The sequence below is a fragment of the Limibacter armeniacum genome (assembly GCF_036880985.1).
Lineage (GTDB): Bacteria > Bacteroidota > Bacteroidia > Cytophagales > Flammeovirgaceae > Limibacter > Limibacter armeniacum.
Genome location: NZ_JBAJNO010000003.1, coordinates 151,483 through 163,418, shown reverse-complemented (window position 1 = coordinate 163,418; position 11,936 = coordinate 151,483). Strand labels below are relative to the sequence as shown.

At 40.6% G+C, this 11,936-nt stretch carries 9 protein-coding genes; 5 read left to right on the top strand and 4 right to left on the bottom strand.

The genetic code is table 11. The annotated features are described in order from the left end of the window. Positions 1 to 17: 17 nt before the first annotated feature. Together V6R21_RS03095 and V6R21_RS03090 are read right to left on the bottom strand one after the other, a co-directional pair. Entirely contained in the window at positions 18 to 578 is a 561-nt protein-coding gene (locus tag V6R21_RS03095; RefSeq protein WP_334240785.1) for an NADAR family protein, read from the bottom strand. A 155-nt stretch (positions 579 to 733) separates the two neighbouring features. Beyond that, positions 734 to 1,585, bottom strand: a complete 852-nt coding sequence (locus V6R21_RS03090) for a M57 family metalloprotease (protein ID WP_334240784.1) — start codon at positions 1,583 to 1,585, stop codon at positions 734 to 736. A 207-nt stretch (positions 1,586 to 1,792) separates the two neighbouring features. Here V6R21_RS03090 and V6R21_RS03085 point away from each other — a divergent pair, with 207 nt between their 5' ends. Together V6R21_RS03085 and V6R21_RS03080 are read left to right on the top strand one after the other, a co-directional pair. Next, positions 1,793 to 4,618, top strand: coding sequence for a S8 family serine peptidase (locus tag V6R21_RS03085; protein WP_334240782.1), 2,826 nt, complete (start codon positions 1,793 to 1,795; stop codon positions 4,616 to 4,618). A 34-nt stretch (positions 4,619 to 4,652) separates the two neighbouring features. Continuing rightward, a complete protein-coding gene (locus tag V6R21_RS03080) occupies positions 4,653 to 6,239 on the top strand; it encodes an amidase (RefSeq protein WP_334240780.1) in 1,587 nt (528 codons plus the stop codon). Positions 6,240 to 6,294: 55 nt separating this feature from the next. On the opposite strand, the gene V6R21_RS03075 is transcribed toward V6R21_RS03080, so the two are convergent. Then, positions 6,295 to 6,669, bottom strand: a complete 375-nt coding sequence (locus tag V6R21_RS03075; RefSeq protein ID WP_334240779.1) for a nuclear transport factor 2 family protein — start codon at positions 6,667 to 6,669, stop codon at positions 6,295 to 6,297. A 146-nt stretch (positions 6,670 to 6,815) separates the two neighbouring features. Here V6R21_RS03075 and V6R21_RS03070 point away from each other — a divergent pair, with 146 nt between their 5' ends. The 3 genes from V6R21_RS03070 (at position 6,816) to V6R21_RS03060 (ending at position 8,532) form a co-directional block, all read left to right on the top strand. Next, positions 6,816 to 7,136: a cupin domain-containing protein gene (locus V6R21_RS03070; RefSeq protein ID WP_334240777.1), complete on the top strand. Its 321-nt coding sequence runs from the start codon at positions 6,816 to 6,818 to the stop codon at positions 7,134 to 7,136. 186 nt (positions 7,137 to 7,322) lie between these two features. Next, positions 7,323 to 8,312, top strand: coding sequence for a phosphotransferase (locus V6R21_RS03065; RefSeq protein ID WP_334240775.1), 990 nt, complete (start codon positions 7,323 to 7,325; stop codon positions 8,310 to 8,312). A gap of 37 nt (positions 8,313 to 8,349) precedes the next feature. Beyond that, positions 8,350 to 8,532, top strand: a complete 183-nt coding sequence (locus tag V6R21_RS03060; protein ID WP_334240774.1) for a response regulator — start codon at positions 8,350 to 8,352, stop codon at positions 8,530 to 8,532. A 193-nt stretch (positions 8,533 to 8,725) separates the two neighbouring features. Here the strand turns inward: V6R21_RS03060 and V6R21_RS03055 are convergent, their stop codons facing one another. Next, positions 8,726 to 11,467 (bottom strand): leucine-rich repeat domain-containing protein, encoded by a 2,742-nt coding sequence (locus tag V6R21_RS03055; protein WP_334240771.1) that lies wholly within the window; start codon positions 11,465 to 11,467, stop codon positions 8,726 to 8,728. Positions 11,468 to 11,936 lie beyond the last annotated feature (469 nt).

The following is an 11,936-nucleotide window of genomic DNA, read 5'->3' as shown; positions in this document are numbered from 1 at the left end:
TAAAATTTAATTTTCAACTAACGGTCAGAAGTATCTGAAGAATTTAAAAAATCTCTTGCTGCCATCAAGGCAAAGCCTAATAGGTTCAAGCCTTTCCATGTATGAGGGTTTTCGATATTCGGAGCTGTTTTAGCCAATCCGATTCCCCAAATATTGTCATATGGACTTGCCTCTACAATCACCTTATCCTTTGTTGACAACAAGTAAGCTTTCATTGCTTCGTGCTGACTGAACTTATGGATATTACCCTGCTTCACAATCTCAAAGCAATGTTTGTCCCATACATCTTTATCAAAACCAGTTACCTTTCTACCTAGTTTCTTGGCTTCTTGAGGGTGGCCAGCATTGATAATTTGGTCAATCAGATCATGGTTATCAAAAAGTTCAGCCTTCTTAGCCATCATCCAGTGCTCTGCTGTTTTGTACGTGATGCCTTCAACAGTAAATGGGCTTTCAAACCATTGGCTGAAAATAAAATTACCTATCTCTTTTTTTCCTTTTGAATGTCCCCAGAAAAAAAGGTATTCCACTGACTCCCCTTGATCAAACCTGTCGGTTAGCCATTGAGTGTTATACATTGTTATCATCATATGTTGTTTTCAGTATGCTCAAAAATAATCTTCTCAAATCTTTATTCAAAAACAAAAGCCACCCTTGCTTTATGCAAGCGGTGGCTTTGTCTACAAAGTCCTACTGTGTTCAATAAAATTTAAGAGCAGTACTTAATGAAAGGTTAGTACAGGTACTCTAGGGCTGTGATGTCATATGCGCCAAACTCTCCGCTCTCGCTTGAGCTGAAGCAAGAAAGCATAACAGAATTAGCATCAAAGCCAGTTGGTGTGCCAGGGATGTGGATTGCTCCAACGCCTGAGCTACCTTCGTTGCCGCCTGAGCCGCAAGAAAGTGAACGGTTGAAATAATCAGTATGACGAAGTCCTAGTGCGTGACCGATTTCGTGAGTCATCACATGTTCTACTACGTCAGTACCATAGTTGCTTGTACCAGACTGAATTTGAACGAATTGGTAAGGATCACCTCCACTAGGGAAGCCTGCAGATCCACCGCCGCTACCACTTACTCTATATACTACTATATCATAAGCTGTATAGTTAGTACCGTAAGTAAGGGTGAAATTAAGTCCAATATTCAACGCATTGTAGTTAGCTACAGCCATTTGAAGTGCGGTGGTCATTGTTTGATCCAAAGCATTGCTTCCGCCAGTGTAGCCAATGATGTTGATGGTACGTGGGCTACTTACCAAGTTGGTAGTACGGTATTGTTCGCCTACGACACCAGTGTGATAAATGCTACTTTTAAGCATTTTGTCAAGGTTGGCTGGGGTAATGATAATATCATTCTCCAGCACATAGTTACCGCCTTCCAAAGATGGATCCAACAGTTCAAGATTATCCGACATGCGGATGTCACTTGCATCAAAACCCAATTCTTCGAATTGAGCGATTGTTTCCTGTGGAATTTGAGCGGTTGGGTTTGGAGCTGTTTCGTCGTTTTCTTTACATGATACGACTGTTAGTGCCACCATAAGGATGAACACAAAAATTGAATTGGAATTAAGTTGTTTCAATTTGGTTTTGAATTAGAAATAAAAATTGATCCAAAGGATCTCTTGCGTGTTAGTAGGACTTTAGTAAGTATAATTATAAATATTCTTTTTTAAATCACCAAACAAAAGTTTGAAAATCAGTTTATTGATTTTATAATTAACTTGTAATATTGAACATACAACCAATAATATTTAAACTCCTAAACTGCTACTTTGACAAAATTTTTTATGGTAAAATTAAACTGCTACACTTACCTGCTACTAGCGGCTGTCCTGTTTTTTTCTAATCTGTCCATGGCTCAACACGCTGAAAAATGGAGAAAAGCCTTTGAAAATGACAAATCGCAGACAAGCCTTAAAAACACACAACAGTATTATCTTCTACGTTTGAAACCTGACGAAAGCAAGAAGGAACTCCAATCAAAGGGATTGACAGTTATTCGTCAGCTGGATCACCAGACTGCTATTGTAAAAGGTGTACCCGTTTCAGCTTTTGAAGACAGAATCTGGCAAGCAAATCATCGTTGGAAGCTCTCTTCAAGCCTCTTAGGCCAACCTAAAAAAGAAGACATTGAAAAGATTTTTACACTAAAGTCAACCGATGCCTCGAAGACGCTTCAACAGCTTCAGGCTTTGGGCTTGGAAGCTAATAGGAAAGGGAACATTATTTCCGTTAGCTGTAATCAGAAAACTCTAGAGGAAAAAGTACTGCCTTTGGAGGAAGTGACCTATGCTGGTTTGGAATCACGTACGCCACAAACAGAGAGCAGAGTCCTTGATTTGAATTTCAACCCCAATACCATTAATAAGGTGCATCATTTTTATCCTGAGTTGAATGGCGAAAATATGGTGATCTCTATTCAAGAGCCCCGTTTCAATATGGAGGACATTGACTTGAAGGGAAGAATCAAGCCTTCAGGTCTCGAAGAAGGAGAGGTGAGCAGCCATGCAACGGACATGGCTACCATTGCGGCAGGGGCAGGAAACTCATTCGTTACCGGAAAGGGCGTAGCCTGGGCAGCTACTCTTACTTCTTCAGGTTTTGAGGATGTCATGCCAGATGCTGATGAGGATTATACAAGTCTTGGAGTCAGTGTTCAAAACCATTCTTATGGAACAGAGATCGAAAACTTCTATGGTGTATTGGCTGAAGCATTTGATATCAGTGCCCATCAGAACCCAACAATTCTGCATGTATTTTCAGCAGGAAATCTGGGCTTGGAAACCAGTTCTGACGGAGCATATACAGATATATCAGAGATGGCGAATATTTCGGGAAACTTCAAGATGTCAAAAAATACCTTGAGTGTTGCTTCAGTGGATACGATCGGGCGCATTGTCCCTTTTGTGTCAAGAGGACCGGCACATGATGGTCGCCTAAAACCTGAACTGGTTACCTACAGTACTTCGGGTTCATCCAATTCAGCTGCATTGGTATCAGGACTGTCCATCTTGTTGCAGCAGTCTTATAAGGAAAAAGAAGGAACCTTGCCAGCCTCCGCTTTATTGAAAGCCTTATTGATCAACAGTGCAAAGGATGAGGGTGCAGAAGGAATTGACTATATCACGGGATATGGTGGTGTGGATGGTTACCGAACGTTGGAAAACCTGAGAGGGGACAAGTTTCTTGCTGGAGCAGTGGCGACGGATGAGCGTAAGGAATTTATGATTGATGTGCCCGCAAATGCGACCAACCTAAAAGTTACCATAGTCTGGAATGATCCTGCAGCAACTGCCAATGCCAATATTGCCTTGATCAATGACCTTGACCTTACATTGACTGGACCAGATTGGCAAGAATGGTTGCCTTGGGTATTGGACACTTCACCTACGGCTGTTGCAGCAATGACAAAAGCAGAACGAAAGGAAGATCATCTGAACAATGTGGAGCAAATAACCATAGAGACTCCGGTTGCAGGTACTTATAAGGTTTCAGTAAATGGTTACCAAGTTACAGAAGGGAATCAGGATTTTTACATTGCTTATCAGTGGGATATAAAAGATTCGTTTGAGTGGGATTACCCGACAGGTAGTGACAATATTTCTTTTGATGGAGAAACAGTAGGGTATTTCAGATGGAAGAGTACCTTGGCTAATACTACCGGAAGGTTGGAGTACAGCGTGAACAATGGCGACTCTTGGACATTGATAGCGAAGGAGGTAGACCTTGCCAAAGGCTATTACCGTTGGGAATCTCCTGAAGTGACCACGCCTGCTATTGCCAGAATTTTTGTAGATGGCATATCCTATAAGACGGATACCTTCTTGATTTCGACTCCTGAACAGGTAAAGGTGGGTTTTAATTGTACAGATTCCGTTCGATTGCAATGGCGACAGGTAGCAGGGGCTAGCCACTATAAAGTCAAAACACTGGGAGCGGTGTGGATGGACGAGATTCTTCAGACTGCTGATACAGCGGTTACCTTGGCAAAAGCAGATTACCCCACTAGTCTCTTTTCAATTCAACCTGTTTTGGAGAATGGCATGATGCCTTTGCGAAGCCTCACTTTTGATTACGCAACTCAAGGTGTCGGCTGTTACTTGTCCTCTTTTTATCCTGAAAATTATGGAACAGAAGGCGTATACCTGAATGTGGGATTGGGAACATACTTTGGTGTAAAGGATGTGCAGTTTGAGAGGATGACAGAAGGAGGCTTTATCGCAATTGGCACAGTAAAACCTGAATCCACAACGGTTAGGTTCTTGGATACACAACCGAATCAGGGCTTGAATATTCACAGGGCTGTCGTCCGGTTGGAAAATGGAGAGGAAATCCTGTCAGAATCAGCGGATACCTATTTCCTATCTGATCGGGCTTTTATGGTATTCCCCAATCCAGTGGAACGCACAGCGTGGCTTAATGTCTATTCCAAAATACTGGAGGAGGAAAAAGCCCGAATCTGCATTTACAATATCAACGGGCAAGAGGTACTCAATTCTGTACTGTCGTCTGATCGGGCTGCTGTGTCAGTTGAGCATTTGAATGCAGGCTTATACATTTACCATATCAGTACAAGTGGTGATGTACTGAAAGGTAAGTTGTTGGTCAAGTAAACGAACTAACAGATAGATAAACCAATTCAAAAAGATGAAAAGAAGAAATTTTTTAAAGAAAGGACTGGTCAGTTCTGCATTTTTTGGTGCAGCAGGAATACTTGCGGGCGAAACGTTTGCCAATAGTCATAATGATTTTGATTTCTTGGAATGGGATGTCAGTCAGATGCAGGAGGCAATGCAAGCTGGCAAACTGACATCACTTCAGTTGACAAAAGCATATCTCAAAAGAATTGAAACGCTGAATAAAAAAGGTCCTGAGTTGAGGGCTGTAATTGCGACCAATCCGAAGGCAGAAGCGCAGGCTGAGCAACTGGATAAAGAAAGAGCAGCAGGAAAGGTAAGGGGACCGTTGCATGGCATTCCGATTTTGGTAAAAGACAATATCAATACGACAGCCCTGCCAACCACCGCAGGTTCATGGGCACTGAAAAACCATCAGCCAAAGAATGCCTTTATTATGGATAAGCTGGAAGAGGCTGGTGCCATTCTATTGGGTAAAGCGAACTTGAGTGAGTGGGCAAACTTCCGGTCTACTCGTTCTTCATCAGGTTGGAGTGGTGTAGGAGGGCAATGCAGAAACCCCTATTCGCTTGACCGTACACCGTGTGGGTCAAGTTCTGGTAGTGGTGCGGCAGTCGCAGCAAACCTTTGTGCGATAGCGATAGGAACGGAGACCAATGGGTCAATTATCTGTCCGTCTTCCATTAATGGCATAGTAGGGATAAAGCCAACGGTTGGTCTTTGGAGCCGAACAGGTATCGTGCCGATTTCACATACACAAGATACAGCCGGTCCAATGGCAAGGACTGTGACAGATGCCGCTGTTTTACTTACCGCACTTGCTGGAAAAGACAAGGAGGATCAGGCTACACAGGATGCCCATTCATCTATAGGAACTGATTTTACAAAAGCCTTAGACAAGCATGCCTTGAAAGGGGCAAGAATTGGTATTGCCAGAAATTTCTTCGGCAAGTATGGACCAGTGGACGAGGTAATGGACTCAGTAATGGAAACGCTGAAAGGTCAGGGAGCTACCCTTGTGGATATTGAGAATGTATTTGGCGCAAATGATTTTGATGAATCAGAGTTTGAGGTGTTGCTATACGAGTTTAAGCACGATTTGAACAGCTACCTAAAGAAATTCAATGCACCAGTCAAGTCCTTGGAAGAGCTGATCGCTTATAACAAGGAACATGCAAAAGAAGAAATGCCTTGGTTTGGTCAGGAGCTTTTCGAAATGGCACAACAAAAAGGGGAGTTGACAGATCATGCTTACTTGGATGCCTTAAAAAAGATCAAGGAAGTAACCACCACCAATGGTATTGACAAGCATTTTAAAGAACAGAATCTGGACGCTATTCTTGCGCCAAGCAATGGTCCTGCTTGGACAATAGACTGGCTATTGGGTGACCACGGTTATATGGGAAGCTCAGGTTTGGCTGCCATGTCAGGTTATCCGAACATTACGGTTCCGGCAGGGCAGGTGAAGGGGATGCCAATCGGTGTGTCATTTGTAGGGAAAGCCTGGTCAGAAGCCAAACTTCTTGCAGTGGCATATGCTTACGAGCAGGCATCAAAAAGCAGAATTGTACCAGAATTTAGAACGCAAGTAAGCTAAATGACAAAGACAGCGTTTGCCTCAACAAGCTTGAGGCAAACCTTCTTTTATTTGATTAGATCTCCACCACATACGAGCTGATAGCTTTTATCTTTACACCTTTGGCACTGCTGAACTCATAAAAATCAGCAAAGGCATAACTGTTTCCAGATTCCATTTTCATAATACCATTTGCTGCGCCTTCCTTACCATGTGTAAGAATCTTATCAATGATCACCTCGGAAGTTTTATAAGATTTCATTTCCTGAAGTGCCTCATGGAACTTTTGCTTTCCTACAATGGTCTTGTCCCCAACGATAGTCCAGATGATATCTTCCGTTACATGTGCTAGCAAGAACTCGACATTCCCTGCCGCAAAAGCAATATTGACTTCTTTCAGTAAGTGTTGTTTGGGAGAATTGCCACAGTTTTCAATTACTTTGACTTTCATTCAGTGTTTGGGTTTATCTATATATGGATTCTATTTTTGATACTGCTCATCAAGCATAAACTTCGGTATATATTTGCTTATTCAGTAAAGGTATTGGAGTGAAAGCAACCCAATCGGATTTATAAATAAAAACACCTATACAGGAAATGTCACAAGGAAATATTTTTAGGTTAATTCCTGAAGCAATAGAGAATGAAATATTTGAGGATATCATCAAGACAAAAAATATTCGTATTGAGCGAATCTTGTCTGAAGGTCAGGTTTCTCCTGAGTCAGGTTGGTATGATCAGGACGAACATGAATGGGTAATTGTACTGCAAGGAAGGAGTCAGTTGACTTTTGATGATGGAACCGTTGTAGATTTAAAGGCTGGGGATTATATCCATATTGAAGCACACACCAAGCATAAAGTGTCATGGACCGATCCATCTCAAGTAACAGTATGGTTGGCTATCTTTTATAAATAACGCCTTTATATTTAATGTGAGTAATGGATTAGCATAACCATTAAGCAGCTCTATCATTGAAATCGGAAGTTTTAAACGCTTCAATGATTTATAGGTTCAACTCCTTGAAGCTTTTATAACTTCCGATGTCGATGATATATAATTGTGATAAAGTTTATTGCTTATAGCTTACCTTAAAACAACACAATGAAATTTGAAGCGATCGATTCCATCTTATCACCATTATCCATTTCTATTTTTCTTACTGAAAAATATGGCTTGAGTGACCGTAACACCTGTAGAATTCTACGAACAGGAATTAACCACACCTATCTGGCAACAGATAATGAAAAGAAGTATGTGTTTAGGATTTACTCATATAATTGGCGAACAGAAATTGACATTCAGGAAGAGCTGAAACTACTCAATCACTTGCATGATAATGCTATTCCGGTGTCTTACCCCATAGCAGATTCAGTTGGTCAATATATTCATAAGGTGGAAGCGCCGGAAGGCATTCGTTACACAGTCCTTTTTTCTTATGCGGAAGGGGAGAAAGTTCGAAACCTGTCTTTAGAGAATTGTGGTGATTTGGGAGTCTTGATGGGACGCATGCACCAGCTTACGGTCAATCGAACAATGAAGCGGGTGAATTATAATGTGGAGACGCTTACCCATTTACCCTATCAGTTGGCCAAAGAACATTTTGAGGAGTCATTTGAGGAGATGGGTTTTGTCCGTGATGCGATTGCGTTGGTCGAAGCTGCCTTTAAGGATGTGGAGACAGTGCAGCTGCGCTTCGGGACGGTACATTTGGACTTCTGGTACGACAATATGAACCTGGAGCAGGATGGAAAGATCACCGTATTTGATTTTGATTTCTGTGGAAATGGCTGGCTGCTGTTGGACATTGCCTACTTTATGATGCAACTGTTCTTGACAGCGCCTGATAAGGACTTGTTCGAATTGAAAGCAGCGGCGTTTTATAAGGGATATGCAACGGTAGCTGAGATTAGCGAACAGGAAAAACAATTGCTTCCGGTAGCAGGTTTGGCTATCTGGATATTTTATTTAGGCGTCCAGTCAAGCAGGTTTGACAATTGGTCAAATATCTTTTTGACTAAAAATTACCTGAAACACTTTATGGGAATGGCCAAATCGTGGTTATCCTATAACAAGGTTGAAGTGATATCTTGATAAAAAGACAATATTGGAAGGATAAAAACGGAATAGCATGAAAATACTGATTGTCGAGGATGAGCCTGCTATCGTGGCATTTTTGAAGCAGGGACTGGAAGAAGAAGGTTTTACAGTTGAAACGGCAAGTGAAGGCAGTACAGGACTGGAGATGGCACTTACGGGAACGTATGCTTCCGGATGTCAGTGGAGTGGAAATATGCAGGGAGTTCATTTATAAGTTATCAGAGTAATAGTTCAAAGGCATATTAAACAATAAGGCAGCTCCCATCATTGGAAGCTGCCTTGTTACTTTATTGTTTCGTCCTAAAATAGCGTTATACCAATCTTGTAACCTAATGGAAGAAGTAGCATTTTTCCTTTAAGTTTAAGTAGTCGTTAATTGGAAGAAGGTTTACGCCCTAATTAGGATATCACATCAACATTAGCTCAACATTACCTGTTGACAGGTAAATCCGTTTCAGTTTTGGTAAGGATTTGATACATTCAGGTACATGTATTTTTTTCTTATTATAAATAAGAAGCTCTTTTAGCAGCTTGAGTTCCAAGATGTTTTCACCAATTTCCTCCATCGTATCTGAAGAGATACGTATCTCACTTAGTCTTTTCAATTCAAAAAGTATTTCAGGCATTTTTTTACAATTCAAGTTGCCTTGGACCTCCAATATTTTAAGTGTGATATGCTCTTTGATATTGTCAGGAAAGGTGTCTATGGAAGTATACATTTGCAACCTTTTCAGATTGCCTTTCAACTCAGGTAAAGAAAGTATATAGCCAAGTTCGTCCTTAGTAAGGTTGTAGGGCAACTTTACATAGTGTGGATGTAGCAATACTTTAGGTACTACATGTTCACGAATGATCTGAAAACGGATGTCAGAATCTGTTTGGTGGTAGAGCAGGACTTTCTCCCAAAAACGCTGTGTCCTGAAATAAAAAGCTAAGGCGAACTTACCTAATAACGCATCAGGCAAATGTTTCAATGTCCAAAATGGATCGTGTTTAGGAAGGTCAAATCGCACATTAGCTGAAAGAAGAGCAGCAGCTTCAGGTGTAACTTTTCCTTTCAGAAATGCCTTAAACTTATTTCTGACAGCTTTGTCACTTGATGTCTTGGCAATGACAAGGCACTCACCTAGTACTTCATCTCGCAAGCCGCCAGTCTTAAGCATTTCCAATGCCAGCATCTCGGAGTCAGGATCTGTAGATCGAAGGATGCTCAACAACCCATCAAGATGTTCGGCACCATCTTCCTCTTGCAGGAACTTTGGCTGATGTTGTTCCAGATAGGCGTTTAGATCTGTTTCTGTAAAGAATATGACATCCTCTTTCAGTAAGGTCCTGTTGAGAGTAGCTTTCTTGGCAGTAAGCACATAGTCCGCATTCTCAACTTTCAAGGTGTAGGTAAGTCCCAGTTCTTTCATATCCTGTTTCAAAGAAGTCTTGGTAGCAAAGGTTTTACCCACTATCGAGACTTTTTTACCTTTCATTTCCGCTTTGTTGACCTTTTCTAAAGTCAGGCCTTTTGTATTGAATAGGTGAAAGTACTTGCTTATAAGCTGGATAATGACATCACTCAAACAGCGAAGAGAGCTAAGTGAGTGGTGGAGAATATCGTCATCAGGTAAGTCGCTTTCCGGAGAGTAGAAAAGCCAATACCCTAGTGCTTTTCTTTCGTCAATTGACAAGTGCTCCTTGTGACATTGATCTATAATATCATTGATATGCTGCAATTTTTCATGCTGAGACAGCGCCTGACATTGGTTGATATAAACTGCTCTGAGTTGTGGTGCCAATAGCAGGTCTGAAGGCAAAGTTTTCAGCTTATTACAATTTCTGAGATTGATGCTTTCAAGATTTGGTAAACTAGTTCCTTCAAATTGAATGGACCCCAGCTTTTCAGCATTCCAAATCATAATATCATTTAACCCAGGATAAGTGCCACTCAGGTCAATGGAAGTTAGGTTTTGACAGTTTTTGATACTGACTTTCGTAATGCTTGAAGGAAGTTTTTCCAATAGGCTGATATTGGCAATATCATTCAAGTTAAAAGATTCAAGTTGAAGGTTTTTTGATAAGTCAAGGGTTAGCTCTTTTTCTCCTCCCTCTGAAAAGTAAACCTCCTGTAAGTTTGCCCAAATGCTATAGTCAGCGGTATTATTTGAAGTGATAAAAGGGCCAAAGTATTTGGTAATATTCCTGCTTTCCAGATTGGAAAGGTCTTCATTTTCCAGTTGTAGTCTGATCAGTCCTAGCGTTTCCAATTGCTGTGCACCTTTGACCTGTTTCAGTACTTGTTTGATAGGGAGGTCATACAGTCTCAACTCTTTCAAGTTAGGCAGGTACATTTCAGGCAAACGCAAAAGCGAACAGGAATTGATATACAGTTCCTCCACCTTTTTCATCTCAAGAGACTCAGGAAGTGTTAGTTGAGTTTCCTGTCCAATGTCTCGCAAGTTGATCTCTTGCAAGTTTTGAGATTCCAATAGTGCTTTTGGGATATGCCTGAGGTGAGGCATATTACTTATATATAGAGTGGTCAAAGATGGCAAGTCTAGGTCAGCAGGCAGTTCCTGAATTTTGCATCCTGATATTGTAAGTTTTGACAAAGTAGACAAACCGTTAAGCCATTCAGGTTTATCGTTCATTTCTTTGACATCAAGGGTCAGGTGTTTCAGGTTTTGAAGTGAACCAATCACTTGAAGGTCATCTACCTTTTCTGCATGTAGATTAAAGAATTTAAGGTTGGACAACTTGGAGAACTCAGCTCCTAATTGGAAGTGTTTCCCTCTGATGTCAAGTTCCTCAAGTGATGAAATTTTAGAGACAGTGTTACTGAAATTGGTAAGCCCATCTGCGTTGATTTTTAAAAAACGCAAAGGATGTGTATTGATGCTTGGCGGTAAGCAGGATAAATTGCTGCCATATTTGATGTTTAAGAATTCCAGCTTACAATATTGCAGTAACTCCTCTACAAAAGCATTTGCATTAAAACTTTTATTGAAGGCACTTTTTGAAAAATCAATCTCCAAGGCTTTCATGCCTTTGAGCATATCTTGGTATTTACTTGGCTCGATAGGTTTGGTGATGATTAATCCATCAGCATCTGAATCGTAATAGTAAAGCCATGTGAATTTGTAATCTGTAATATTGGTCATAGATATATCATCTTTATGGCCTGAAAAAGTCAGGTATATATGAAATCGGCTACTTGATAACCCAAAAGTCTAGTAGTAGACCATAAAGGAGTTACGTTGTACAAAAAATATTGGAAGGAAATTTAGAGACTGATTCTGAAAATAAAAAAGTTACCTGTCAAGCTTCCTTTTATGGGCTTAGTGAGCCGGCTTTGACAATTTTAAATATTTAGTCAATAACATCGGACATCAATCTATATCTGTATTAGTTATATAAGATTTTTAGGGACTCATTCACTGTTTTCAGTGAGTGGGGTCATGTTTTTTTATGATTGAAAATCACGGAATTACGCTATTTGAAAGCTCATCATTTAATACGACTTTTAAACGTGCACAAACACAAACGACTTTCCTATTTTTAGCCTTACTCACAAACAAAGCTGTACAGTAAAATTTTCCCTTTTATTAACTCAGGCTAACTAACTGATTA

Coding starts and splice junctions, on each gene's coding strand:
- V6R21_RS03095 (WP_334240785.1), bottom strand. CDS start 578: ATGTATAACACTCAATGGCTAACCGACAGGTTTGATCAAGGGGAGTCA.
- V6R21_RS03085 (WP_334240782.1), top strand. CDS start 1,793: ATGGTAAAATTAAACTGCTACACTTACCTGCTACTAGCGGCTGTCCTG.
- V6R21_RS03080 (WP_334240780.1), top strand. CDS start 4,653: ATGAAAAGAAGAAATTTTTTAAAGAAAGGACTGGTCAGTTCTGCATTT.
- V6R21_RS03075 (WP_334240779.1), bottom strand. CDS start 6,669: ATGAAAGTCAAAGTAATTGAAAACTGTGGCAATTCTCCCAAACAACAC.
- V6R21_RS03070 (WP_334240777.1), top strand. CDS start 6,816: ATGTCACAAGGAAATATTTTTAGGTTAATTCCTGAAGCAATAGAGAAT.
- V6R21_RS03065 (WP_334240775.1), top strand. CDS start 7,323: ATGAAATTTGAAGCGATCGATTCCATCTTATCACCATTATCCATTTCT.
- V6R21_RS03060 (WP_334240774.1), top strand. CDS start 8,350: ATGAAAATACTGATTGTCGAGGATGAGCCTGCTATCGTGGCATTTTTG.
- V6R21_RS03055 (WP_334240771.1), bottom strand. CDS start 11,467: ATGACCAATATTACAGATTACAAATTCACATGGCTTTACTATTACGAT.